This is a genomic window from Streptomyces sp. NPDC014006, assembly GCF_043088925.1.
GTDB lineage: Bacteria > Actinomycetota > Actinomycetes > Streptomycetales > Streptomycetaceae > Streptomyces.
Map to the genome: position 1 here is coordinate 423,342 of NZ_JBICAJ010000004.1, position 23,000 is coordinate 446,341.

23 protein-coding genes and 1 pseudogene are annotated in these 23,000 nt (G+C 71.7%); 7 read left to right on the forward strand and 17 right to left on the reverse strand.

What is annotated here, in order from left to right:
- Positions 1-107: 107 nt before the first annotated feature.
- Both ACF1GV_RS17275 and ACF1GV_RS17280 read right to left on the reverse strand, forming a co-directional pair.
- The gene (locus ACF1GV_RS17275; protein WP_391681207.1) at positions 108-779 is read right to left on the reverse strand and encodes a pyridoxamine 5'-phosphate oxidase family protein; all 672 of its coding nucleotides are present in this window, start codon (positions 777-779) and stop codon (positions 108-110) included.
- Entirely contained in the window at positions 776-1,984 is a 1,209-nt protein-coding gene (locus ACF1GV_RS17280) for a globin domain-containing protein (RefSeq protein ID WP_391681210.1), read from the reverse strand. Before ACF1GV_RS17280 ends, ACF1GV_RS17275 begins: the two co-directional genes overlap by 4 nt.
- Positions 1,985-2,874: 890 nt before the next feature.
- Between ACF1GV_RS17280 and ACF1GV_RS17285 the strand changes: the two genes are divergently transcribed.
- A complete protein-coding gene (locus ACF1GV_RS17285) occupies positions 2,875-3,606 on the forward strand; it encodes an endonuclease/exonuclease/phosphatase family protein (RefSeq protein WP_391681641.1) in 732 nt (243 codons plus the stop codon).
- A gap of 75 nt (positions 3,607-3,681) precedes the next feature.
- Here ACF1GV_RS17285 and ACF1GV_RS17290 read toward each other — a convergent pair whose 3' ends face one another.
- The gene (locus tag ACF1GV_RS17290; protein WP_391681212.1) at positions 3,682-4,401 is read right to left on the reverse strand and encodes a TetR/AcrR family transcriptional regulator; all 720 of its coding nucleotides are present in this window, start codon (positions 4,399-4,401) and stop codon (positions 3,682-3,684) included.
- A gap of 70 nt (positions 4,402-4,471) precedes the next feature.
- Here ACF1GV_RS17290 and ACF1GV_RS17295 point away from each other — a divergent pair, with 70 nt between their 5' ends.
- Positions 4,472-5,587 carry an FAD-dependent oxidoreductase gene (locus tag ACF1GV_RS17295; RefSeq protein ID WP_391681643.1) on the forward strand — a complete coding sequence of 372 codons (1,116 nt, stop codon included), beginning with the start codon at positions 4,472-4,474 and terminating at the stop codon, positions 5,585-5,587.
- A 247-nt stretch (positions 5,588-5,834) separates the two neighbouring features.
- Here ACF1GV_RS17295 and gap read toward each other — a convergent pair whose 3' ends face one another.
- The 3 genes from gap to ACF1GV_RS17310 all read right to left on the reverse strand — a co-directional run bounded on the left by gap (position 5,835) and on the right by ACF1GV_RS17310 (position 9,332).
- On the reverse strand, positions 5,835-6,833 hold the full coding sequence (gene gap, locus ACF1GV_RS17300; protein ID WP_391681214.1) for a type I glyceraldehyde-3-phosphate dehydrogenase: 999 nt from the start codon (positions 6,831-6,833) through the stop codon (positions 5,835-5,837).
- Positions 6,834-6,971: 138 nt separating this feature from the next.
- A complete protein-coding gene (locus ACF1GV_RS17305) occupies positions 6,972-7,928 on the reverse strand; it encodes a GlxA family transcriptional regulator (RefSeq protein ID WP_391681216.1) in 957 nt (318 codons plus the stop codon).
- A 45-nt stretch (positions 7,929-7,973) separates the two neighbouring features.
- A complete protein-coding gene (locus ACF1GV_RS17310) occupies positions 7,974-9,332 on the reverse strand; it encodes a hypothetical protein (RefSeq protein ID WP_391681219.1) in 1,359 nt (452 codons plus the stop codon).
- A gap of 65 nt (positions 9,333-9,397) precedes the next feature.
- Here ACF1GV_RS17310 and ACF1GV_RS17315 point away from each other — a divergent pair, with 65 nt between their 5' ends.
- Entirely contained in the window at positions 9,398-10,690 is a 1,293-nt protein-coding gene (locus ACF1GV_RS17315; RefSeq protein ID WP_391681222.1) for a molybdopterin-dependent oxidoreductase, read from the forward strand.
- Positions 10,691-11,024: 334 nt separating this feature from the next.
- Here the strand turns inward: ACF1GV_RS17315 and ACF1GV_RS17320 are convergent, their stop codons facing one another.
- From ACF1GV_RS17320 to ACF1GV_RS17330, 3 genes are all read right to left on the reverse strand, one after another.
- The gene (locus ACF1GV_RS17320; RefSeq protein ID WP_391681645.1) at positions 11,025-11,948 is read right to left on the reverse strand and encodes a class I SAM-dependent methyltransferase; all 924 of its coding nucleotides are present in this window, start codon (positions 11,946-11,948) and stop codon (positions 11,025-11,027) included.
- A gap of 65 nt (positions 11,949-12,013) precedes the next feature.
- Positions 12,014-12,631: a DUF2064 domain-containing protein gene (locus tag ACF1GV_RS17325; RefSeq protein ID WP_391681225.1), complete on the reverse strand. Its 618-nt coding sequence runs from the start codon at positions 12,629-12,631 to the stop codon at positions 12,014-12,016.
- Entirely contained in the window at positions 12,628-13,335 is a 708-nt protein-coding gene (locus ACF1GV_RS17330) for a glycosyltransferase family 2 protein (protein WP_391681227.1), read from the reverse strand. The genes ACF1GV_RS17325 and ACF1GV_RS17330 overlap by 4 nt, the downstream gene beginning before the upstream one ends.
- A gap of 114 nt (positions 13,336-13,449) precedes the next feature.
- Here ACF1GV_RS17330 and ACF1GV_RS17335 point away from each other — a divergent pair, with 114 nt between their 5' ends.
- Positions 13,450-14,193: a response regulator transcription factor gene (locus ACF1GV_RS17335; protein WP_391681230.1), complete on the forward strand. Its 744-nt coding sequence runs from the start codon at positions 13,450-13,452 to the stop codon at positions 14,191-14,193.
- 1 nt (position 14,194) lies between these two features.
- Positions 14,195-15,307: a sensor histidine kinase gene (locus ACF1GV_RS17340; protein WP_391681233.1), complete on the forward strand. Its 1,113-nt coding sequence runs from the start codon at positions 14,195-14,197 to the stop codon at positions 15,305-15,307.
- 42 nt (positions 15,308-15,349) lie between these two features.
- On the opposite strand, the gene ACF1GV_RS17345 is transcribed toward ACF1GV_RS17340, so the two are convergent.
- The 3 genes from ACF1GV_RS17345 to ACF1GV_RS17355 form a co-directional block, all read right to left on the reverse strand.
- The gene (locus ACF1GV_RS17345; RefSeq protein ID WP_391681235.1) at positions 15,350-16,339 is read right to left on the reverse strand and encodes an NAD-dependent epimerase/dehydratase family protein; all 990 of its coding nucleotides are present in this window, start codon (positions 16,337-16,339) and stop codon (positions 15,350-15,352) included.
- 217 nt (positions 16,340-16,556) lie between these two features.
- Positions 16,557-17,105, reverse strand: coding sequence for an NIPSNAP family protein (locus ACF1GV_RS17350; RefSeq protein ID WP_391681238.1), 549 nt, complete (start codon positions 17,103-17,105; stop codon positions 16,557-16,559).
- Complete coding sequence (locus ACF1GV_RS17355) at positions 17,102-17,569, reverse strand: hypothetical protein (RefSeq protein WP_391681240.1); 468 nt, start codon at positions 17,567-17,569, stop codon at positions 17,102-17,104. The genes ACF1GV_RS17350 and ACF1GV_RS17355 overlap by 4 nt, the downstream gene beginning before the upstream one ends.
- A gap of 62 nt (positions 17,570-17,631) precedes the next feature.
- On the opposite strand from ACF1GV_RS17355, the gene ACF1GV_RS17360 reads away from it, so the two are divergent.
- Positions 17,632-18,558 carry a helix-turn-helix transcriptional regulator gene (locus ACF1GV_RS17360; RefSeq protein ID WP_391681243.1) on the forward strand — a complete coding sequence of 309 codons (927 nt, stop codon included), beginning with the start codon at positions 17,632-17,634 and terminating at the stop codon, positions 18,556-18,558.
- 166 nt (positions 18,559-18,724) lie between these two features.
- Here the strand turns inward: ACF1GV_RS17360 and ACF1GV_RS17365 are convergent, their stop codons facing one another.
- From ACF1GV_RS17365 to ACF1GV_RS17385, 5 genes are all read right to left on the reverse strand, one after another.
- Positions 18,725-18,946 carry a helix-turn-helix domain-containing protein gene (locus tag ACF1GV_RS17365; protein WP_391681246.1) on the reverse strand — a complete coding sequence of 74 codons (222 nt, stop codon included), beginning with the start codon at positions 18,944-18,946 and terminating at the stop codon, positions 18,725-18,727.
- The gene (locus ACF1GV_RS17370) at positions 18,946-19,431 is read right to left on the reverse strand and encodes a DUF2975 domain-containing protein (RefSeq protein ID WP_391681248.1); all 486 of its coding nucleotides are present in this window, start codon (positions 19,429-19,431) and stop codon (positions 18,946-18,948) included. The genes ACF1GV_RS17365 and ACF1GV_RS17370 overlap by 1 nt, the downstream gene beginning before the upstream one ends.
- Before the next feature lie 133 nt (positions 19,432-19,564).
- A complete protein-coding gene (locus ACF1GV_RS17375; RefSeq protein WP_391681251.1) occupies positions 19,565-19,774 on the reverse strand; it encodes a hypothetical protein in 210 nt (69 codons plus the stop codon).
- 5 nt (positions 19,775-19,779) lie between these two features.
- Positions 19,780-20,358, reverse strand: a complete 579-nt coding sequence (locus tag ACF1GV_RS17380; RefSeq protein WP_391681253.1) for a DUF5994 family protein — start codon at positions 20,356-20,358, stop codon at positions 19,780-19,782.
- Positions 20,359-21,067: 709 nt separating this feature from the next.
- Complete coding sequence (locus ACF1GV_RS17385; protein WP_391681256.1) at positions 21,068-22,183, reverse strand: S1 family peptidase; 1,116 nt, start codon at positions 22,181-22,183, stop codon at positions 21,068-21,070.
- A 442-nt stretch (positions 22,184-22,625) separates the two neighbouring features.
- Between ACF1GV_RS17385 and ACF1GV_RS17390 the strand changes: the two are divergent.
- Positions 22,626-22,916 (forward strand): annotated as a pseudogene (locus ACF1GV_RS17390) (amino acid permease); the annotation flags it as partial.
- Positions 22,917-23,000: the final 84 nt, after the last annotated feature.

Sequence of the window (23,000 nt, forward strand, 5' to 3'; positions counted from 1 at the left end):
CAGGTGAGGGGCCCTCCACCTCCCTGCATGCCTTGCGCACACAGCCTCGGCCCTGGTCGGGCCGAGGCTGTGGGGCGGTCGGGCGGAGGGCGTTCGCGATGCGGGAATCAGTGGCGGAGCCGCAACCGCTCTCGCCAGGAGGGGCGGCCCGTATCGCCGTCGTCGGCGTCCGGGGCCCGGTGGGAAGGGTCGGGCTCGGTGAAGTAGGCGCTGTCCTTGGGGCGGTGCCGGTCTGCGGCCGGGCGGGGGCGCGGCGCCGGCTCCAGGTGGGGGATGTGCTTGGAGCAGTGTATGTAGGCTTCGTCGACGGTGACATGGACCCACAGCTGGGGCTGGCGACCGGGCGCTGCTTCGGTCGGCAGATGCGGGTACCACGTGCGCAGTTCGCTGTCGGTGTACAGCCGCACTGTGCCGTTGACGTGAAGCCCGATGTGATCGTGGGTGAAGTCCATGAACAGCATGCCGAGGTGGGGATTCTCGGTCATGTTGCCCGCACTGGCGAGGACACCGTTGCCCCGGTACTCGGGATAGGCCAGCGTGCGGTCGTCGAGGGAGACGCAGAATCCTGGCGGACCCGAGCGGAAGCTGGTGTCGCAGGCTCCCCGGGAGTCCGCCGTCGACAGGAACACCATGTTCTGCCGGGCTATGAACTCCCGCATGGCGGGCGTCAGGTAGGGGTGCACCTGGCGGTCGTAGAAGTCGGCCGCTCGGTCGGTGGTGCCGAGTTGTTGCTGCAGCAGTCGTTCACCGAGGGAGCCGGTCGTCTCGGGGCCGTTCACAGCTGTTCGGTCTCCTCTGCGGGCGGGGGCGGCCCCAGAGGGGCGGTCAGGACGGGGACGTCCCAGGGGTCGTAATGGATGTGATGCGGCGGGACACCATGACGTCGCAGGGCCTGCACGGCTTCGCCGAGCATCTGCGGTGGGCCGCACAGGTAGGCCTCGTGCCGGTACCAGGGGCCGAATTCCGCCAGTACCTCAGGCAGGGTGCCTTCCAGGCCCACGATGCGTTCGTGGGAGACCGCGGCCCGGACGCGGAGCCAGTGGTAGCGCTGGGACATCCGCAGCATGTCGTTGAGTCCGTACAGTTCGTCCGCGGTTCTGGCGCCGATGAACAGACTGACTTCCTGGGAGTTGCCGATGCCGTCCTGTGCCGCCTGCTCGATCAGGGCGCGGATCGGAGCCAGGCCGGTGCCGCCGGCGACGAAGAGCAGGTCCCGCCCGGCGGTCGGGCGGAGCACCATATCGCCTTCCGGCGGGCCCAGCCGGACGGGATCTCCTGGACGGGCATGGTGGACCAGCGCGTTGCTGACCTTGCCTCCGGGCACGGCACGGACGTGGAAGGTCAGCTGGGAGTTCGGCCGGGGGGCGTGCGCGGGAGAGTAGTGCCGCCACAGTCTCGGTGCCCAGGGCGTCTCGATGCTCACGTACTGGCCCGCTACGAAGGGGTACGGCTGCTGGGGCTGGACGGTGATCTCCGCGATTCCGGGGCCGCGGTGCACGTGCTCGACAATGTGGGCCTGCCACACGGCCGGCCGGTGACGCGCGTCTTCGTCGGCGGCGCCGGCCATGACGTTCGCGGCAGCGGTGTAGGCCCGGTGCCATGCCCCGGCCAACGCCGGGCTCCAGGCAGGGCCCGCGTAGTGGGAGAGGGCTTGCAGCAGGCATTCGCCGACGGCCGGGTAATGAGCGCTCTGCGTGCCGAACTTGCGGTGACCACGCCCCAGACGCGAGCAGAACGCGACGAGATTCGCGGGATCGTCGACCAGTTCGACGATGCGCAGCAGACCGCGCACCAGACGTTCCCGCTGGACGTCGAGCTCGGCCGGGAACATCTCCCTGAGCTGTGGGTAACGAGTGAACAGGATGTCGTAGAAGTACCCGGCCATCTCGGCGACGTGAGGCCCGACAACCGCCAGGCTGGACCGCACCAGCGCGACGTCCTCCGCGCTGACGGGAGGCTGGGCGGCTGGGGTGAGAGAGGCCATCGAGGCGGGAGACGGGCCGGGCGGGACGGCTCCGCTCCATCCATCCGCCGGCCCCGGTGACGTATCCGGATTCCAGGTCTGTTGCATGGATCCGAACCTGCCCGTCACCGTTGATCCCAGGCGTGCCCCGCCGACGACGTGACACTGCCGTGTGGGCGCAACCTCTTCTCCGGCTCCGTGATGCGCGCATGACACCTCGGCTGAGACGGAATCATCGCAAGGCGGAACGGTCCGGCCACGCCGCTCGCTCGATTCCCCGCGGAGAGGACGAAACCCGGCCCGGACAAGTCACGGACCTCCCGCCGGACCACCCCCAGCGCCGGGCGACGCCGACCGGACCCGTTCCGGGCCGGGGAAGGGCGCCGCAGGGGATGGCTTCCGGCATGGACTTCACCAAGGTGCGGTTTGGGTGCGACATGCGTGATGCCAGTGCGCTGGCGAGCGCTGCACATGGAACACACGGACCTTTCTCTCACCGCGTCGGCGTGCTCGGCAGGAGCAGGGCGACGTCGTCGTCGGGTGCTGGACCGAAGCTGCCGGGAGCCCCCGCACATGTGTGAACAGGTCCTGTGCCGACAGCCCGGCCGCCTGGGGCGGCGACCGCCAGGCGCCCGTCACCCTAGCGTTCGAGGGAGCCGACATGTGTTCGGGGGAGTCCGTTGAACAGATTCAAATGGTTACCGGGCAGTAGGAGTTGGCTTGCGGTCTGCCGGGCCGGATGGGGCTGCGGCCACGTTCACCAGCGGGATCCCCCACCGTGCCGACGGGGCGTCATGCCGGCTGCGCGCCGCCTCTGCGAGGATCGCATCGCGCTGTCGGGCCGTCGGGCCGTCGGGCCGTCGCGGCGGGAAGGTGGAGATGTGGTGAGGGAGAGTTTGCAGGATCTGCCCATGTCGGCGACGGAGTCGGACGGCTCCGTGATCGTGCGTGTGCTGAGTTACAACATCCGCTCGATGCGTGACGACGTCGCGGCTCTCGCCCGGGTGATCCGGGCCTGCCGGCCCGACGTCGTCTGCGTTCAGGAGGCGCCGCGGTTCTTCCGCTGGCGCCAGGCCGCCGCCCGCCTCGCGCGTTCGTCCGGACTCGTGTACGTCTCGGGCGGCGCCACTGCCTCCGGTCCCATGATCCTCTCCTCGCCCCGCGCCCACGTGGAGCGCACGGAAGACGTCCTGCTGCCCCGCACTCCCGGCCTGCATCAGCGTGGCTTCGCGACGGCCGTGCTGCGGTTCGGCCGGGCCCGGCTCGGGGTGCTCAGCTGTCATCTGAGCATCGATGAGCAGGAGCGCTACGAGCAAGGCCGGCTGCTCCTCGACCGGCTGACCGCCCTGGATGTGGCGTACGCCGTCGCCGCGGGCGATCTCAACGACCGGCCCGACGGCCGTACCTTCGGCCTCCTCGCGGACGCCTTGCAGGACGGCTGGGCGACGAAGCCGTGGGGGCGCGAGCACACCACCCGGCTGGGCGATCCGTTGCAGCGGATCGATGCGGTCTTCGTGACGCGGGGGGTTCAGGTGCTCGGGTGCGGGGTGCCGATGGGGCTTGCCGGCGTCGCGGTACGAGACCTCCGGGCAGCCACGGATCACCTGCCGGTACTGGCCGCTTTGCGCGTGCCCGCCGCGTAGCGGAGGGGCTCCGCCCGCACTCCGGTTCGCGACGGGGACTGATGGCGTCGGGGACGCCTCCGCTCGCTCCCGTGGCTATGGGCGGTGCGGCTCCGGTTCCTCGGCCGTGCGTCCCTCCGCTGAGACCCTTGCTTCGATGCCGTCGAGCAGGAAGTCGAGGCCGATCCGGAAGGTGTGATCGGCGTCCAGGTGGGCGGCGTCCCGCACCACCGTCGCCAGTGCGGGGAACCGGCCGGTGGCGAAGGTCCGCTCCAGGTAGGGCCCGAGGGAGGCCTGCCAGCGCTTCTCGTCCATGCCGGTGGCCCGTTCGGCACGTCGCTCAGCGATCTCCCGACGCACCGCGCCCATCACATACGCGTCGACCGCGGTGACCACCGGCATGACGGCGTCGACATCAAAGTCGTCCAGCGCAGCCACCACAGCCTCCCCCCTGGCCAGTGCGTGCGGCCCCAACTGCGGTCGCCCGCCGAGCAGATCGGCCAGCCACTCGTGCTTGTGAACGGCCTGCCGGGTGGTTTCGGCCAGAGAGCGAAGCACCTCTCGCCAGCCGTTTCCGGCCGGCCGGATCTCGGCATGGACCGCGTCGACCATCAGGTCGAGCAACTCCTCCTTGCCGGCGATGTAGCTGTACAGACGCATCGGCCCGACGCCCAGCGCGGCGGCGACTTTGCGCAGTGACACGGCCTCCAGGCCGTCCGCGTCGGCCAACCGGATCGCCGCTCGCACGATCAGCTCGCGGTTCAGCGGTGCCGGCACGGGTCGATTCGAAGGCTCCGGCCTCTCCCACACCAACATGCCGCTCACGATACACCGCATGGGACGATACAGTGTATCGAGCGATACGGTGTATCAAGGGGGAGGAATCATGACCATCGCCATCATCGGAGGCGGCCTGGGCGGCCTGGCGCTCGCCCGTGTGCTGCAGGTGAACGGCATCGACGCCGTCGTCTACGAACGCGAGCCTTCACGCGGCGCGCGCGGTCAGGGCGGCATGCTCGACCTGCACTCCAAGACCGGGCAGCGGGCGCTGCGCGAGGCGGGCCTCATCGACCGGTTCCATGTGATTGCCCGTGGCGCAGGCCAGGATCTGCGGCTTCTCGAGCCGGACGGCACCCTCCTCCTCCAGGAGGACACGCCCGACGACGCTCCACTCGAGCGCCCCGAGGTCGACCGAGCCGACCTGCGCAACCTGCTGCTGGACTCCCTCCCCGCACAGGCAGTGCGCTGGGGCCACGCGTTCGCATGCGCCGACCAGGGCCTGCTGCGCTTCACCAACGGCAGCAGCGCGCCGTATGACCTGCTGGTCGGCGCCGACGGTGCGAACTCCAAGGTCCGTCCGCTGCTCACCGACGCCCGCCCGGTACACACCGGCCACAACATCATCGAACTCGGCATTCCCGACGTCGACCACACCCACCCCGACCTCGCGGCAATGGTCGGACGAGGCAACTACTGGGTGCTCGGCAATGGCCAATCCCTGTCGGCGCAGCGCAACGGTGACGGCCGCGTACGTGTCTACCTCAGCTTCTACGACACCGCCGAGGACTGGTTCGCCACCAGCGGGATCCCTTTCGGCGACCCGGCCGCAGCGCGGGCCCGGCTGGTCGACCTCTTCAGCGGCTGGCACTCACGGATCACCGCACTGATCGCCGCCTGCGACGACACGATCCTGCCGCGGCCGATCACCACACTTCCGGTCGGTCTGACCTGGCCGACCACACCAGGCGTCACGCTGCTCGGCGATGCCGCGCACCTGATGCCACCGGTCGGGCAGGGGGCCAACATGGCGCTGCTCGACAGCGCACTGCTCGGCCTCGCGCTGGCCGCGCACCCGGACGACTTTCCCGCCGCCGTCGAGAAGTACGAACGCGAGATGTTCGAACGCACCGGTGCCGCCGCCCGGCAGTCCGCGCAGATGCAGGAGATCCTGGCATCCCCGGACGCCAGCCGGAAGATGCTCGCATTCTTCCAACCTGGGTGACTGCAGGCGGGCACGACCAGGCAACCGGCCGTCGAGGAGGAGGAACGGCTTCGTCCCTCGACGGCACTGCCCGGCCCGTGCCCCGGCCGACGTCGAAGCCCCCATGTGCAGGACACGTTACCCGTCACGGGAGAGAGGTAGCGGCCTGCTCTCTTACCGCTGGCGGGGCCCGTCAGTTGTCAGCAGTCGGACCCCGGCGCCGGGCGGAGCGGTCGCTGGTGGCGGGGCGCCGCTCCCCGCCGTGCGGTCAGCGGGTGGCGAGGAGTTCGAGCGTGTCGATCACGCGGTTGGAGAAGCCCCACTCGTTGTCGTACCAGGCGACCACCTTGATGTGGCGGCCGTCGACGCGGGTGAGGGCCGAGTCGAAGATCGACGAGGCGGGATTGCCGGTGATGTCGGATGACACGAGCGGGTCGTCGGAGTACTCGAGGATGCCGGCGAGCGGCCCCTCCGCCGCGGCGCGGTACGCCGCCAGCACGTCGTCGCGCGTCACGTCACGGGCGACGGCCGTGTTGAGTTCGACGATCGAGCCCACCGGCACCGGTACGCGGATCGAGTCGCCCGACAACTTGCCCTCGAGGTTCGGCAGCACCAGGCCGATCGCCTTGGCGGCGCCGGTCGTGGTCGGCACGATGTTGACGCCGGCGGCCCGGGCGCGACGGGCGTCGCGGTGCGGACCGTCCTGCAGGTTCTGCTCCTGCGTGTAGGCGTGCACCGTCGTCATGAACCCGTGCTCGATGCCGGCGAGTTCGTCGAGGACCGCTGCCAGCGGGGCGAGCGCGTTGGTGGTGCAGGAGGCGTTCGAGACGATCGTGTGGACGGCCGGGTCGTAGGCGTCGGTGTTGACACCGAAGGCGAGCGTGACGTCGGCGCCGTCCGACGGCGCGCTGACGAGGACCTTCTTCGCACCGGCGTCGAGGTGGGCGCGGGCAGCCTTGGCCGAGGTGAAGCGGCCGGTGGCTTCCAGGACGATGTCGACGCCGAGTTCGGCCCACGGCAGCTGTGCCGGTTCGCGCTCGGCCAGCACCGTGATCCGGCGGCCGTCGACGACGAGCGCGTCTCCGTCGGCGGTCACCGGACGCCCGAGCCGGCCGGCCGTGCTGTCGAAGGCGAGCAGGCGGGCGAGCGTGGCGGGCTCCGTCAGGTCGTTGACGGCGACGATCTCGAGGGTGCTGTCGCGTTCGAGCAGTGCGCGCAGCACATTGCGTCCGATGCGGCCGAATCCATTGATGGCGATGCGAGTCATGAGTGATGTCCCTTCCCTTCCACACCAGGCTCGCCCGCGGCTCGCGCCGATGACAGTGGCGGAATCGCCACGGTTCAAAAGGATCCCGCCAAGGACGCATCCCGCCGAGGACCCCGCCACGAGGATCCCGCCACGGTGCTATTCGCCCCGGGTGAAGGTGCGCCGGTACTCGCTCGGTGTGGTGCCGAGGATGCGCTGGAAGTGCAGGCGCAGGTTCGCGCCGGTGCCGAGGCCGACGTCGGCGGCGATCTGTTCGACACTGCGCTCCGACCGCTCGAGCAGTTCGCGGGCCAGGTCGATGCGGGCGCGCATCACCCACTGCATCGGCGTGTAGCCGGTCTCCTCGACGAAGCGCCGGGAGAACGTGCGCGGCGAGACCTCGGCCTGGCGCGCCAGTACGTCGAGGGTGAGGGGCTCGCCGAGCCGGTGCAGCGCCCACTCGCGAGTGGCGGCGAAGCGCTCGCCGAGCGGCTCGGGGACGCTGCGCGGCACGTACTGGGCCTGTCCGCCGCTGCGGTAGGGGGCCGCGACGAGGCGGCGGGCCGCGTGGTTGGACGCGGCCACCCCGAGGTCGCCGCGCAGGATGTGCAGGCACAGGTCGATGCCGGAGGCGGCGCCGGCCGAGGTGAGCACGCTGCCCTCGTCGACGAACAGCACGTTCTCGTCGACCTGGACGAGCGGATGCCGGACCCGGAGTTGCCGCGTGTAGTGCCAGTGCGTCGTGGCGCGTTTGCCGTCGAGCAGGCCCGTGGCGGCGAGCGCGAAGGCGCCCGTCGAGATGGCGGCGAGCCGCGCGCCCCGGGCGTGGGCGGCGATCAGTGCGTCGACGACGGCCTGCGGCGGGTCGTCGCGGTCCGGGAACCGGTAGCCGGGGACGAAGACGATGTCCGCCCACACAAGCGCGTCGAGGCCGTGGGCGACGTAGTACGACAGGCCGTCGCCGCCGGTCACGAGACCGGGTGTCGCCCCGCACACCCGGACCTCGTACGGCATGCTCGCGCGGGTCGTGAACACCTGCGCCGGAATTCCGACGTCGAGCGGCTTCGCACCCTCGAGCACAAGGACGGCGACACGATGCAGGCGGGCGGCTGGCATGGGAAAGAGGCTACGCGGGGCGCCGGCGTCCGCGCCGCTCTCCCGTCACCACCCCGTCCACAGCAGGTGGTTGAGCAGCAGTGCGAGCACCGCTTGGGCGGCGAGCCAAGCCCGTGGGAAAGGCAGGAGCGCCCCCGCCGGCAGGAGCCACACCGCGAACGGCAACCAGATGCGCTCTGTCTCCGCCTTGCTCATGCCGGACAGGTCGGCGGCGAGGAGGGCGAGCAGAGCGGCGCACACGAGGAGCGCCAGCCGCAGCTGTGGCGACCGGCCCAGGCCGGCCCCGGCGGGGCGCAGAAGTTTGCGCTCCACGATCAGTACCGTGCCCACCCGCCGCAGCCCCGCCACGGTCGCCATCCCGACGACCAGGACGGTGCAGGCCAGGTTCGCCCACACCCAGTAGCCGTAGGGACGCACGCCCCCCGCACCCTGGTAGTAGCGCTCGACCAGCAACCGGTACGCCTCCCACCAGTGGAACCCGGCGAGAGAGAACAACAGCGGCACGATCGCGAAACCGGCGAGCGGGAAGGCGATCCCGTGCAGCAGCCGGCGGGCAGGCGGCCGCGCGAGCAGCACCACGGCAGCTCCGACCAGCGCGATCAGCGTCAGCCCGTACGACAGGTAGCAGGTCAGCCCGAACAGCAGTCCCGCCCCGAACGCCGCCGGCCTGGACGGCCGGGTCACCGCCACCGCGAGGAGCGCCACCGACCAGGCGGCGACGGCGGCGAAATAGGCGTCCGGGGACGTGCCCATCCACACCGCCGCCGGGGCGAGCACCACGAACGGTGCCGCGCGCCGGGCCGTCTTCTCCCCGGCCAGCAGGCGCACCGTCACCAGCACCGCCACGCACGCCGTGGCGCCGAGCGTGATGCACCAGGCCCCGGCCCAGCCGCCGCCGCGAAGGCCTGCCCGGTCCAGCAGCACGAAGGTGAGCGTCGCGGCCGGCGGATGCCCGGCCACATGGGCGGGCCAGTTGCCGGGGGAGTGCAGCAGGATGTGGTGGGTGAAGTCGCGCAGGGCGGCCGGGATGTCGTGGAAGCGGTCGACGGCCTGGAGGTATTCGTAGCGGGTGGTGAGCCGGCCGACGACACCCCGGCGCCAGCCGTCGATCAGGGCCAGCGACCAGATCCAGGCCAGCGCCGAGGCCCAGACCGCGAAGAGCAGCGCCCGCCAGGGCAGCCGGGCCGCCGCCACCGGGCCGTATCCGACGACCAGGACCGCCACCGTCAGGGCGGCAGGAGTGCCCGGACCGGTGTGCGGGCCCCAGAACCCCACGAGCGGCGGCCAGTCGACGAACAGGATGTGCGGGAAGTCCCGGATGCCGCGGCCGACGAGCGCCGCCGCCGCGACGAGCAGGGCGGCGGCAGCGGTGGCGCACAGGTCCCGCAGGAAGGCTCGGTTCACACCGGCACGCTAGGGCGAACGGCTCTCCGGCAGGTGCCCCGACGGCACGACGTCAGCGTTTCGTCATGGGTCGCAGCCCGGCCGTCACCCCGATCGCGGCCTACGGTCGGCACATGCGCGAACAACAGCTTCCCACTTCGCCCGGTTTCTGGCGCAGTCCGCTGCGCGGACCGTGGTTCACCTCGGTGCTCGGTCTGGTGCTGCTCGTCGGTATCACCGTGCTGTTCGTGACCGGACTGGTGTCCTACGCCGCCTACAACCCGGGGCTGTCCCCGGTGAACGACAAGACGCCCGGCAAGGGCGTCCTGGGCTTCTACCTCTTCGCCTGGCCGACGAACCCGGTGTGGCTGTACCGGCTCACCCAGGGTGTGCACGTCACGCTCGGCATCACGTTGATCCCGGTGCTGCTGGCGAAGCTGTGGTCGGTGGTGCCCAAGCTGTTCGCGCTGCCGCCGGCGCGGTCGCTGGCGCACGCTCTGGAACGCATCTCCTTGCTGCTGCTGGTCGGGGGAGCGCTGTTCGAGTTCACCACCGGCGTGCTCAATGTCCAGCTCGACTACATCTTCCCCGGCTCCTTCTACCCGCTGCACTTCTACGGCGCCTGGGTCTTCTTCGCCGCGTTCGTCGTGCACGCGGCGCTGCGGGTGCCCGCGGCGGTGCGCAACGTACGGAGGCGGGGCGCGGCCCAGCCGGAGGATGCGATGGGTGCTGACCTCGTCTCACCGCGCCCGGACCCGCCCAGTGTGTCCCGCCGCGGCGCGCTGTGGCTGGTCGGCGGCGGTTCGCTGCTGCTGTTCGCCACCAGCGTCGGCCGCAGCTTCGACGGGCCGCTGCGGCGCACCGCACTGCTCTCCCCGCACGGCTGGGAGGATCCGGGGGGCGGGCCGGGCGGCTTCCAGATCAACAAGACCGCCGCGTACGCCGGCATCCGTGCCGCGGAGACCGGCGAGGAGGCGTGGCAGCTGGCCGTCACCGGCCGCACCGGAACCGTCCGCCTCACCCGCGGCGATCTGCTGAGCCTGCCGCAGCACAGCGCCGCGCTGCCGATCGCCTGCGTGGAGGGTTGGTCGACGTCGAACCAGTGGTGGCGCGGAGTGCGGCTGCGCGACCTCGCCGCTCTCGTCGGACATGACGACGCGGCCGACGTGCTCGTCGAGTCGCTGCAGCGGCACGGGGCGTTCCGCCGGGCCGCGCTGAGCGCCGACCAGGTCGCCGACGTACGCAGTCTGCTCGCGTTGTCCGTCAACGGTGAGGCCCTCACCCTTGATCACGGCTATCCGGCCCGCGTCATCGTCCCCGCCGCCCCCGGCGTGCTGAACACCAAGTGGGTGGCCCGTCTGACCTTCGGAGCCCTGTGATGCGTCACCGGATCCCGCACGGCAGCCACCGGATCACCCTCGGCAGCCCGCTCCTGCTGCTGCTTCTGGCCTGTTCGTTCGCGCTCGCCGGGTACGCCGGGGTGCGGTTGCTGGCGGGCGACTGGTTCGGCGTCGCGCTGTGGTTCGTCGGCGCGGCGCTGCTGCACGACCTGGTGCTGCTGCCGCTGTACGCCGCCTTGGATCGCGCCCTGCTGCGCGCGTGCGGCGCGGTCGGCAACCGCGCGTGGGTGCTCTACGTACGGGTGCCGGCCGCGCTGTCCGGCTTGCTGCTGCTCGTGTGGTTCCCGCTGATCAGCGGCCGGGTTGCCGAACCCTACGAGCGGGTCGCCGGGCTGTCGGCGGACGGCTTCCTGACCCGCTGGCTGCTGATCAGCGCCGCCCTTTTCGGTGGTTCCGCCGTGCTGTTGGTGTGGCGGCTGCGCAGGGCGACGAAGCACCGGCCGCCCGCCGTCCACTGAGCGACGGTCCGCCAGCCCGCCTGCCGGGCGTGACGCACCAGCGCCGGCGTGCCCAGGCGTGCCCATGGAAACGGGCTCCCGGCCGCACCGCCCGCACCGGTGAGGCGGACCGTGGCCCTTTCGTCGACGTCGACCGGCGCGGTCTCGACCAGCACCAGGCCGCCGGGCACGAGCACGCGGGTGAGCCGGCCGAGCAGGGCGGAGGGATCGCCGCCGATGCCGACATTGCCGTCCAGCAGCAACGCCGTGCCCCAGTGGCCCTCGTCCGGCAACGGCGCGAACACCGAGCCAGGCAGCGCGGCGGCCCTCCGATGCGATGACTCCCAGCCTCCGCCGGACGGCGGGTCGAAGGTCTTGCCGAGCGGTAGCACCTGAGGTTCGCCCTTCGACGGGGCGAAGGAGTCACCGCGCCGCGATGGGCGGGACCGGGCGTGCGGTGCTGCCGAGACTGCGCCGGACGCTGGCTCCGCGGCCTTCCCGGACAGTACGGGGGCCAGCCGTCGCCGGGTGTGTGCCACGGCTGCCTCGCTGACATCGAGGCCGAGCACCTGCCGCCCCCGTGCCGCAAGCGCGGCGACCAGCCGGCCCGGCCCGCAGCCGACATCCAGGACGGCGCCCTCGCAGCGGTCCAGGACGTCGAGGTCCACTGCGTCGGCGTCGGCACACCACCGCTCCACCTCCAGCGGAAGCAGCCATCCGTCGGGCCGCTGCAGAAACAGCGGCCCGCGCCCGGCACGCAGGACACCGGCGTACGTCTCGTCCCCGGCCCAGGCCGGCAGGCCGCATGCCCCGTACTCGCCGGCCGCGAGGCGGCGGGCCGGCGGCGGAGCCTCGTACGTGGCGCTCACCGGGCGCGGCTCCTGGTGAGGCGGGCCAGTTGCGCGGCGAAGCGGCCATGGGGGGCCCGCGCGGCGACCGCAGCCGCGTCATCGGCCGTGTCCACATCCCGCAGCCGCGGCATGTCGCGCACGCGCAGTCCCGCGGCGACCAGACGCCGGCGCTGCACGGCCCCGGTCGTGGGAGTCGACATGGGCACGCCCCGCACCAGCCGGGGATCCGGCGAGGCCAGGCCGAGTGCCCAGAAGCCGCCGTCCTCGGCCGGGCCGAACCACGCGTCGCCATCCGTGAAGTCCACGTCGAGGAGCCGTGGTGTCACCTGGGGAGTGTCCATGCCGATGAGCAGTGCCGGGCCGTCGCAGCCGGCGAGTGCGGCGGCGAGCCGCTCGTCCAGCCCGCCGGCGCACTGCGGTACGACGTCGAAGCCGGGCGGCAGCCACGGCCCGGGGCTGCCGTCCAGGACGAGAAGCCGCCGGGCGGCGGGTGCCGCGGCGACGGCGGCCAGAGTGTCCGCCAGCGCGGCCTCGGCGAGGGCGGCCGCCTGTTGCGGTGTGAACGGCGGTGTGAGCCGCGTCTTGACGCGGCCGGGCCGGGGTTCCTTGGCGATGACGAGCAGTGTGGTCACCGAGGCCGCCCTCCGTCCGCGGCCGGCTCCGCCAGTGTCCGGCTCATGTCCCGGACGGCCTGCCAGGTGCCGCGCCAGGTGCCGGTCACCTTGGAGGCGCCGGTGCGCGGCAGGTAGAGCACGTCGTGCTCGGCAATGCGCCAGCCGGCCTCGGCGGCCCGCACGACCATCTGCAGGGGGTAACCGCTGCGCCGGTCCGTCAGGCCGAGAGAGAGCAGCGACTCACGGCGGGCGGCTCGCAGCGGGCCGAGGTCGCGCAGCCGCAGCCCGGTGCGCCGGCGCAGCAGCAGGGTGAGGGCGACGTTGCCGGCGCGGGCGTGCGCCGGCCATGCGCCCCGGCCGTGTGGCCGGCGTCGGCCGAGGACCAGATCCGCCGTGCCGGAGCGGACCTCGTCGACGAACGGCACCAGCAGCGCCGGGTCGAGCGAGCCGTCGCAGTCGCAGAAGCAGACGATGTCGGCGCTCGCCGCGGTCAGTCCCGCATGGCAGGCGGCTCCGAACCCGCGGCGCGGTTCGCGCACCACGGTGGCGCCGAGCTCCCGGGCCAGCTCGGCGGAGCCGTCGCTGGAGCCGTTGTCCACGACGAGGGCCCGCCAGCCGTGCGGGATACGGGCCAGAACCCAGGGGAGCGCCTCGGCTTCATCGAGGCAAGGCAGGATCACGTCCACGCCAGAAAGAGGGGGAGAGGTCGTCACGGCACTCACCCTACGGACGCAAAACCGGCATTCCGGGCCACGGCACCTTACGAAACACGGACATCGGACCTGACCGAGGCTCCGCACGCCGCACCGGCGCGGGCGTGGTGCGAGGCTGGAGCCATGCAGCAGCCGCATCCCTTCGCGCAGTCCCCAGCCACCGACCGGGCGCCCGCCTCCGTCCGGGTCCTCGTCGTCGACGACGACCCCACCGTCGCCGAGGTCGTGGCCGGCTATCTGGCCCGCGCCGGATGCACCGTGGACCGCGCGGAGGACGGGCCCACCGCGCTGGAGCAGGCCGCCCGCAACCGTCCCGACCTGGTGGTGCTCGACCTGATGCTGCCCGGCATGGACGGCCTGGACGTGTGCCGCCGCATACGGGAGAGCGCCCCCGTCCCGGTGATCATGCTGACCGCACGCGGCGACGAGGACGACCGCATCCTCGGCCTCGAGGTGGGCGCCGACGACTACGTCACCAAGCCGTTCAGCCCCCGCGAACTGGTCCTGCGGGTGCAGTCGGTGCTGCGCCGCACCCGGCCCGGACCCGCGACGCAGCCGCTGGCCGCGGGCGGCCTCACCCTCGACCCGGCCTCCCGCCGCGTCACCCGCAACGGCGTCGAACTCGCCCTCACGCTGCGCGAGTTCGACCTGCTCGCCTTCTTCCTCCAGCACCCTGGCCGCGCCTGCAGCCGCGAGGACCTCATGCGCGAGGTGTGGGGGTGGGACTTCGGTGACCTGTCCACCGTCACCGTGCATGTGCGGAGGCTGCGCGCCAAGGTCGAGGACGACCCGGCCCGCCCGCGCCTGATCCAGACGGTGTGGGGCGTCGGCTACCGGTTCGACCTGGCCGCCGGCAAGGAGGGATGACATGAGCGACGTGGTGTTGATCGCCCTGTACGCCTTCTGCGGCGCCGCCGCCACCGGGCTGGCGGGCGCGGGTGTCCTGCGGCTGATCCGCCGGCGTTCCCTCACCGCCTCGCTGACCGTGGTCGCGGCGGTGGCCGTGGGCGCGATGCTGGCCGGCACCCTGGCGGTGGCGCAGGCGATGTTCCTGTCCGCGCACGACCTGAGTGTCGTGACCACCGTCGTCGCAATGGCGGCCGTCGTGTCCCTGGCGACCGCGTTGCTGCTGGGCCGCTGGGTGGTGGCTCGCAGCCGTGAACTCGCCCTGGCTGCCCGCTCCTTCGGGGAGGGCGGCTCCTTCGCTGCGCCCGACGGTCCGACGACGGCCGAACTGAACGAGCTGAGCCGGGAGCTGGCGGCCACCAGTGCCCGGCTCGCGGAGTCCCGGGAGCGCGAGCGCGCCCTGGAGGCCTCCCGCCGCGAGCTGGTCGCGTGGATCTCACACGATCTGCGGACCCCACTGGCCGGCCTGCGCGCCATGGCGGAGGCTCTGGAGGACGGGGTGGCCGCCGATCCCGACCGCTATCTGCGGCAGATCCGCACCGAGGTGGAACGCCTCAACGACATGGTCGGCGACCTGTTCGAACTGTCTCGCATCCACGCCGGCACGCTCGCCCTGACCCGCTCCCGCATCTCCCTGTACGACCTGGTCAGCGACGCCCTCGCCGGGGCCGGTCCGCTCGCCCGCGAGCACGGCGTACGGCTGGTGGGCGACCATGTCGAGCCGGTGCCCGTGGAGGTGGACGGCAAGGAGATGAACCGGGTGCTGGGCAATCTGCTGATCAACGCGATCCGCCGCACGCCGGCCGACGGTACCGTGGCGGTCGCCGCCGAACGCGCACCGGACGGCGTGGTGCTGTCCGTGACGGATGGCTGCGGGGGCATCGCCATGGAGGATCTTCCGAGAGTGTTCGACACCGGATGGCGCGGCTCCGACGCGCGCACTCCGCCGGCCGGCGCGGGCCTGGGCCTGGCGATCGTCCGCGGCATCGTCGAGGCCCACCAGGGCCGGGCCGCCGTACGCAACGTCGCGGGCGGCTGCCGCTTCGAGGTCGTCCTTCCGGTCGCCGAGGCCTGACACCTCGCGCCGTCGTCCTTCCGGCCGCCGGGGCGAACCGGTTCACGCCCCGGCGGCGAACTCCCGCATCCCCTCCTCGAACGCCACCCGCGGCCGCCAGCCCAGCTCCGCCCGCAGCCGCGAGGAGTCCGCCGTGATGTGGCGGACGTCGCCCAGCCGGTACTCGCCGGTCACCACAGGCTGCGGCCCCCCGTGCGCGGAGGCGAGCGCACACGCCAACTCGCCCACGGTGCGCGGCTCGCCGCTGCCCGTGTTGTACGCCGTCAGCGTGCCCTCGGCCGAACCGGCCTCCAGCGCTGCCACATTGGCCGCGGCCACGTCCCGCACATGGACGAAATCCCGCCGCTGGCCCCCGTCCTCGTACACCCGGGGTGCCTCGCCCCGGGCGAGCGAGGAGCGGAAGAAGGACGCGACTCCGGCGTACGGAGTGTCCCGCGGCATCCGCGGACCGTACACATTGTGATACCGCAGCGCGACCACGCCGGCGCCCGTGGACCGGGCCCAGGCGGCCGCCAGGTGCTCCTGGGTGAGCTTGGTCGCCGCATAGACGTTGCGCGGATCGGCGGGAACGTCCTCACCGACCAGGCCGGGCACGAGGCCCCCGCCGCACTCCGGGCACCGCGGCTCGAACCGGCCCGCCGCGAGGTCCGGGACGGCCCGGGGGCCCGGTCTGACCGCACCGTGCGAAGGACACGCGTACCGTCCCTCCCCGTAGACGACCATCGACCCGGCCAGCACCAGGTGCCGCACCTCCGCCCGGGCCATCGCCGCGAGCAGTACGGCCGTGCCCAGATCATTGTGGGAGACATAGCCCGGGGCGTCCTCGAAGCCGGTGCCGAGACCGACCATCGCGGCCTGATGGCTTACGGCGTCGACTCCCACCAGCGCCCGCCCGACCGCCTCGGCATCGCGCACGTCCGCGGTCGGATCCACGCGCACGTCGAAGACCACGGCCTCGTGCCCGCGCTCGGTCAGTGCCTCGACGACATGGGAACCGATGAAGCCGGCACCGCCGGTAACCAGTACACGCATGAACGCAGACTAGGCCCGGGTCGGCCCCGCTCGGAGGCCATGGGTCGGCACGTCACGATTCCGTAAGGGGAGGAGCAACCACCGCGCCCGCTCCCGCGTTCGACTGCCTGGTGAGCGGTCGGCCCACCTCGTCCACGACACCCACTCGGGGAGGTGAACGAGACGGAAACCGATCGCCTGGGACGAGCGCGAGCTCGTCGGCGACGGCCGAACCAGCCTAGGTCGTCACCGGTTCGAGCCGCAGTCGCCGGGTCGGCCAGGGCGGTGGCTCCGCCGGGCCGAACCAGACCCGGACGTCTTCCCCGGTGCGGACCGGCAGTTGGGGATAGTCGTTCTCGGCGTGCTCGGTGCGGTGCAGCGCGTGGCGCGGTGCCAGGTGCCGGGCGGCGTACGCGTCGAAGTCGGGCGCCCCGGTCGGGTGGCAGACGGTCGCGAGTACCTCACGGGTGCCGGGCGCAGGAGTGAAGCCCGGGCCGCGCAGCAGCAGGACGTCGTCGCTGTCGGTCATGGTGGCGTTGGCCGCGTCGCGGTGTTTCCGCCAGACGGGGCCGGAGTAGAAGGACTGCAGCGACCGCCGGCGGCGCGCCATGTCGGGGAACGCGCGCAGCCAGACGAACCGGTTCGGGTCGTCCAGGTCGCGGAACCGGCCGCCGACGGTGATGCCGACCGCCTGCTGGGCGGTCACGAACTCGCGCTCGAACAGCTCGATCAGCGTTTCCCGGGCTCCGGGACGCAGCGTGTACTGCCGCAGTTCCACGATGCTCATGCGCCGGCCCGCCCGGTACGGGTGAGGTCCATGGTCCAGTTGTGCTCCCACGTGCGGCCCTCGTCGGCGGAGAACTCCTGCTCCCAGCGGGCGTTGTCCGGACCGAGGCGGTACCAGGTGAAGTGCACCCGGATCGGGCGCCCGCCGTAGGTGTCGTCACCGTAGAAGTCGCCGCGGTCACCGGCGAAGCCCCCGACCACGGGCGGGTCCAGTCGGCCCGTCCGGCTGTCGGACCAGTGGATCGACCACCGCCCCGTCTCGCGGTCGAGCAGCCGCAGGGTCACGCCCTGACGGCCGAGCGTCGGGAAGGTGATCTCGTCGATGTTGCCGGCGCCCCCGAACAGCGGCCGGACCACCGCATGCCCGGGGAACTCCACCCAGGTTCCGGAGCCGGGTTCGAGCGGCGCGGTCAGACGGCGGCTGGCCACGTCCCAGGAGCCGTGCAGGAAGTCGAAATCGTTCATGCGCCGCAGAGTAGGGACGGTCCCCTGACATCCAGTGTCAGTGAATGTGGATACTGGTCGGCATGCGCGCGAGCCGGCTGGTCACTCTGCTCCTGCTGCTGCAGAACCGGGGCCGGATGACGGCCCAGCAGCTTGCCGAGGAGCTGGAGGTCTCCGTCCGTACGGTCTACCGGGACGTCGAGGCGCTCGGCGCCGCCGGCATCCCGCTGTACGGCGCCGCCGGACACGCGGGCGGCTACCGGCTGGTCGACGGCTACCGGACCCGGCTCACCGGACTGACCGCGGACGAGGCGCAGGCGGCGTTCCTTGCCGCGCTCCCCGGCGCCGCCGACGACCTCGGCCTCGGCGAGGCGCTCGCCACCGCCCAGCTCAAGCTGCGAGCCGCCCTTCCGGCGCAGCTGCGCGAGCATGCCGGGCGGATAAGGGAACGCTTCCTGCTCGACGCCCCGGGCTGGTACAGCGACACCGACCGCACGCCCCACCTGGCCCAGGTCGCCGCCGCGGTGTGGGAGGGGCGGGCGACGCTGGTGCGCTACCGGCGCTGGCGTGCGCCGGAGGAGATCGAGCGGAGGGTCGAGCCGTACGGGCTCGTACTGAAGGCGGGCCGCTGGTACCTGGTCGCGGGCGGGCCGTCCGGGATCCGCACCTACCGGGTCGATCAGATCCTCGGCCTTCGGCCGCTGGAGGAATTCGCCGTTCCGGACGGGTTCGACCTGGCCACGTACTGGAACGGCTATGTGGCCGACTTCCGGGCCCGGCTGCAGACCGGGGAAGCCCTGGTGCGGCTCACCTCGGAGGGCGCCCGCCGTCTCGGAGTGACGCCCACGAGCGGGGGGTGGACGGAAGCCCGGGTGCCGATCGAGTCGATCGACCACGCCCACGGGGAGTTCCTGCGGCTGGGCACGGACATCGAGGTCATGGCACCGGCCGAACTCCGCGACCGCATAGCGGCGACTGTACGGACCTTGGCCGCCCGTTACGGGGACTGACCCGACCCTCGGGCGCAAGGTGGCGGGAGCAGGGGGCCGACGCGCCTTCCTTCTGCGGTTGCGTGCCACTCCGGCAGGCCGGGGATCTCCTCGGGTACGACCACGGGAGGCTCGTGAAGTCGGTCAACGACGGGTGGGATGGGCTGGACACGCCGGTGGGAACGGTTCATCGGCCCGCGCCGTCCTCGGGCTCCCAGCGCAGCAGGTCGCCCGGTTGGCACTCGAGTACCTCGCAGAGCGCGGCGAGCGTCGCGAAGCGTACCGCCTTGGCGCGACCGTTCTTCAGTACCGCCAGGTTGGCGGGTGTGATCCCTACGCGTTCCGCCAGCTCGCCCACGGACATCTTGCGCCTGGCCAGCATGACGTCGATGTCGACGGCGATCGGCATCAGATCACCTCGTCCAACTCGGCCTGCAGCTGCGCCGCTTCGACGTCGCGCGCGACGGCCTGGGCGAGCAGCATTCGCAGTACGAGCACGATGAGTGCGACCCCCAGGATGGCCATGCCGACACCACCCATGATGACGGTGACGCCCGGGTCGTCCCGCTGGCCCGGCGCGTTGAGGGCCGTGACCGCGAACCAGAGGAGGGCAGCCGCCACGATCGCGCCGATCATCCCGTCCACGTACCGGAAGGCGGCGTGGGAGAACACGGTTGCGCGTCGCACCATCGTCACCAGTCGCCATACGCAGACCAGGGCGACCTGGGCCGACACCATGCCGAGGAACGTGATCACGCGCAACGGGGTCAGCGGGAGCGACCCGTTCTCCGGGTCGGTGGCCAATGCCCACACCATCGAGGCCTGTACGAAGACGGTGCCGGCGAGCACCATCACCAGCACGACGCGCAGCGCACGCACGGTCAGCTTTCCCATGCCCCGTCCTTCCAACGATTCGCGATAGAAATCTATCGAGTTTCGATAGGCGGGGCAAGGGTCGGGGCGGAGGGTGTCGACTCACTGACGCGACGGTCCGGGACAGGCTGCTTCCCCTTCGGCAGGAGCGGTGTCATCGCGTAGCGCGGGTGTGGTCAACCGGGGCGGTGGGCGTGGGCGCAGATCTGTGGTGCTTGCGGCGACGCCTGCCGACGCCGGGCAGGGCGTCGCTGTAGTGGTGGGAGGCGATGCGCATGTCGTGCTGAGCGTTCAGCAGATGGATCAGGCGCATGCCCAGGGCGATCGCGATGAGGAACGCCGCGATGAGGACGATGGTCTCCATGCCTGTCACCCCTTGACGTTCCCGGGCTCCGGCTCGGGCATGACGGGCAGCCCGATGTACCCGTAGGGCGACATGCAGGCCCCGCCCTCGGCCTCCCAGGCGTCTTCCCGGTCCCGGCTGTGCCGTATGTCGCGCCCGGTGGCGGCGTCGTTCGCCAAAAGGGCACCCGCCTTGAGGACGCTGCCGGGGATCGCGGCCGCGGCCATCAGCCGGGCCGCCGCAGTGGGCTCGGTCTCCGGCGGGATCACAAGGAGGTCCCAGCGGCCGACGGTGAAGGAGAGCAGGATCAGCTTGTCCGGGTCCTGTTCGGTGAACCATCCGACATGCACGCTGTGGCCGCCGACAGGCACCCGGCGGGGGATGACGGGCCAGCGGCTGGGGTTCACGGTGACGCGGGTGATGCGACCCCAGGCTCCGTCGAGGGCGGCCGCCAGCTGCGGAAGCTCCGCGGTCAGATCGCGGCTGTACGGCCACCAGGCGCCGTCGAGCTGGCCTGCGAGGGTGGTCTTCGGTGTGAGCGACAGACGAACCGGAAGACTCGGGGCGAGGTCGCGCGGCGTTGTGCGGTCGAGGGTAGTGGTCATGATGCGACCTGCCCCCGGGCTGCCCGACGGCAGCCCGGTGTTCGTTGATCGCCGGGAACGGCACCTGCGTGGAAGCTGGTGTTCGAAATGCTCCCTGCGCTTCGACTCTACTCCTGCCGGAGGCCTCCAACCGTTTTGCCACCGAATACGTTCGGGACCGTCACGGCCGAAGCCTGTCGAGCTGGTCGAGGGCGGTGGAGATGACGAGTGTGGGGAGCGTGAGCGCGGTGAGATCTGTTTCCGTCCGCGGGACCGCGGACGAGGATGCCGGATACGGCCGCCTGGCCTGTGCCGGTGTGTCGACCTTGCTTGGCGGGCGTGGGCACGTCAACATTGGATCAATCGCTCCGTCGACCACGGGCGACAAGTAAACGGGGGCTTCCTTACAGCCTCACACCTTCGGTGACATGCTCGCTCCGTAGCCCACGGAGCGAGCATGCCGTCCCTTCGGCGCGGCTCTCGGCGTGCCGGGCCAGGCCCACCGACGACGTCACCGCGATGGGTGGCCGGGGCCGCGCGCCGTTCCTGCTGGTCACTGCCGTCTCCCCATCGAGCCCGGACTCTGGCCGACCCGGTGGCGTGCTGGTGAGCAGGGGCGCGTGGCGATCAGCCGTCGCTGCGGGCGCGCCGGTCGAGCACTCCGCGTGCGCCGTGCCGGCCGCCGTCCGGAGGCGGGGCCGACACAGCAGGGGGCCGGGCGCCTACGGACTCATGCAGTGTGCAAGGTGAGGCCGTAACGGGCGAGGATTTCGTTGATCGGTTGATACCAGGTCTCGCCCCCGCTGCTGCAGTTGCCCCAGCCGCCGGAGGTGACGCCCTGGGCCTGGTCCCCGCTGATGAACGAGCCGCCGGAATCGCCGGGTTCGGCGCACACGTTCGTCTTCGTCATCTGGTGGACGGCGCCCTGGCTGTAGTTGACGGTCTCGTTCTTGGCGAGGACGGTGCCGCAGTGCCAGTGCGAAGTCGAGCCCGAGCGGCAGATGGAGGCGCCGATCGGCGCCTCCGCGGAGCCGCGCACGAGCTGGTCGGACACCGTGCCCCAGCCGAGCACGACGGGTACGGTCCACCAGCCGCTGCCCACGTTGACCCAGGCGTAGTCGTTGTCGGGGAAGGAGGAACCCTGGAAGTTGCCGATGTAGGTGTGGTCCCAGCCGCTCACAGCCGCGCCAGGCTGGGCGCAGTGTCCGGCGGTGACGAAGCCGCCGTACACGGAGAAGCCTATGGAGCAGCGCACGTTGCCCGTGTAGTAGGGGTCGCCTCCGACGGTGCCCGCGGCGAGAGTGCGAGGTGCCTGGTCGGTCCGGGCCACGGTGACCGGGCCCGCCTTCAGGGCACGCGTCACGAAGGATCTGACATCGTTGTCATCCTGGTGCTGAGCGAGCACGTCGACGGTGACGGAGTTCGACTTCGGGTCGACGTGCCAGCCGGCCACGCCGGCGGGAGCGTGCAGGGCGTTGACGCGCTGCATCGCCGCATTCAGTTCTCGCTCGCTGTGCTTGACGAGCCTGACTTGGGCGCCGGTCGATTCAACGGCCTTCCGGAGGCGGGCGTCAGTGAGAGCCACGACGAGTTTTCCGCTCGTCGCGTCGAACCATGAACCGCCATACGAGTCGCCCGCGGCGCGTTGGGCGCTGCGTTCGACCTGGCGAGCCGTCGTCTCGGCGGCGAGGCGGTCGACCGCCTCGCCGCGCGTGAGGCCGAAGTCGTGCTGCATGGCCGTCAGCAGGCTGTCGGATGCGGGGGCCTGAGGGGTGGTTGCGACAGCGGGAGATGTGCGGGCGCCGTCGGCGGCCGCGTCGGTGAGCCCGGCGGACACGGCGGTCATGAGCAGCACTGCGGACAGAACTGCGCGGAGAACGTTTTTTCGCCTCAAGGTAGTTGCCTCTCGTCGATCCGAAGGTCGGGGGAGTGCAAGGTGCGGGGATTGAGAGCGCTCTCAGGTTCTGGCCGGTCCAAGGTAGCGGCTTCTGGATAGCAGGTCCATGCCAAGCGAGTGGTCGGCCGCCGTCACGAGATCGCCTGGGACGTCCGCCTTCGCCGACACGAAGCCGACGAAGCGGCCGGCGGCGCGATCGTCTCCTGCGCTTCACCTCACACGGCCGTCCTGCTTGAGGTGCCGGCAGAGAGGAGAAGGTGGTGCCGAGCCTCTGGATTCAGCGGGATGGGCGGCTGGGCCAGGATCTCCTTGGCTCTGGACGCTGTGCTCCCGCAGAGTGACCCTTACCGGGCCGTGCGTGGACTCCCGCTGGTGGGGGGACACGCACAGCATGTCCTCGGTCCGGAATGCGCGGTCGGACACCGCCTCCGGCACCGATCTCAAGCGTGCGCTCACCACCCGCTGCTGTACTTCTTCATCCTGGCAGACGTGCTGGGCGCCGGGGTCCACGTCCTTGTGGGGCAGGTCGCCGCGGAGGCCGGAGGAGGGGTGGGTTCCCCTACTCGCCGCCCTCCTGACCGCCGCGTCCTGCGCGGAGTTGGCGACGAAGTACCCGAAGGCGGTCGGCGCCTCCCACTACGCGACCAAGGCGTTCGGCCCGTTCGCCGGCGTCATCGCCGGTCGTCGCTTTTTGCATGGCAACCCGAGCTCGGCGCCCCGGCGCCCCCTGCACTGCTGTGCGACTCCATGACCGGCGGCCCAGGCC

Excerpts from the sequence above, each read along its gene's own strand:
- ACF1GV_RS17280 (WP_391681210.1), bottom strand. The coding sequence starts at position 1,984 with ATGGCCTCTCTCACCCCAGCCGCCCAGCCTCCCGTCAGCGCGGAGGAC.
- ACF1GV_RS17285 (WP_391681641.1), top strand. The coding sequence starts at position 2,875 with ATGTCGGCGACGGAGTCGGACGGCTCCGTGATCGTGCGTGTGCTGAGT.
- ACF1GV_RS17290 (WP_391681212.1), bottom strand. The coding sequence starts at position 4,401 with ATGTTGGTGTGGGAGAGGCCGGAGCCTTCGAATCGACCCGTGCCGGCA.
- ACF1GV_RS17295 (WP_391681643.1), top strand. The coding sequence starts at position 4,472 with ATGACCATCGCCATCATCGGAGGCGGCCTGGGCGGCCTGGCGCTCGCC.
- gap (WP_391681214.1), bottom strand. The coding sequence starts at position 6,833 with ATGACTCGCATCGCCATCAATGGATTCGGCCGCATCGGACGCAATGTG.
- ACF1GV_RS17305 (WP_391681216.1), bottom strand. The coding sequence starts at position 7,928 with ATGCCAGCCGCCCGCCTGCATCGTGTCGCCGTCCTTGTGCTCGAGGGT.
- ACF1GV_RS17315 (WP_391681222.1), top strand. The coding sequence starts at position 9,398 with ATGGGTCGCAGCCCGGCCGTCACCCCGATCGCGGCCTACGGTCGGCAC.
- ACF1GV_RS17335 (WP_391681230.1), top strand. The coding sequence starts at position 13,450 with ATGCAGCAGCCGCATCCCTTCGCGCAGTCCCCAGCCACCGACCGGGCG.
- ACF1GV_RS17340 (WP_391681233.1), top strand. The coding sequence starts at position 14,195 with ATGAGCGACGTGGTGTTGATCGCCCTGTACGCCTTCTGCGGCGCCGCC.
- ACF1GV_RS17345 (WP_391681235.1), bottom strand. The coding sequence starts at position 16,339 with ATGCGTGTACTGGTTACCGGCGGTGCCGGCTTCATCGGTTCCCATGTC.
- ACF1GV_RS17350 (WP_391681238.1), bottom strand. The coding sequence starts at position 17,105 with ATGAGCATCGTGGAACTGCGGCAGTACACGCTGCGTCCCGGAGCCCGG.
- ACF1GV_RS17355 (WP_391681240.1), bottom strand. The coding sequence starts at position 17,569 with ATGAACGATTTCGACTTCCTGCACGGCTCCTGGGACGTGGCCAGCCGC.
- ACF1GV_RS17360 (WP_391681243.1), top strand. The coding sequence starts at position 17,632 with ATGCGCGCGAGCCGGCTGGTCACTCTGCTCCTGCTGCTGCAGAACCGG.
- ACF1GV_RS17365 (WP_391681246.1), bottom strand. The coding sequence starts at position 18,946 with ATGCCGATCGCCGTCGACATCGACGTCATGCTGGCCAGGCGCAAGATG.
- ACF1GV_RS17370 (WP_391681248.1), bottom strand. The coding sequence starts at position 19,431 with ATGGGAAAGCTGACCGTGCGTGCGCTGCGCGTCGTGCTGGTGATGGTG.
- ACF1GV_RS17375 (WP_391681251.1), bottom strand. The coding sequence starts at position 19,774 with ATGGAGACCATCGTCCTCATCGCGGCGTTCCTCATCGCGATCGCCCTG.
- ACF1GV_RS17380 (WP_391681253.1), bottom strand. The coding sequence starts at position 20,358 with ATGACCACTACCCTCGACCGCACAACGCCGCGCGACCTCGCCCCGAGT.
- ACF1GV_RS17385 (WP_391681256.1), bottom strand. The coding sequence starts at position 22,183 with ATGACCGCCGTGTCCGCCGGGCTCACCGACGCGGCCGCCGACGGCGCC.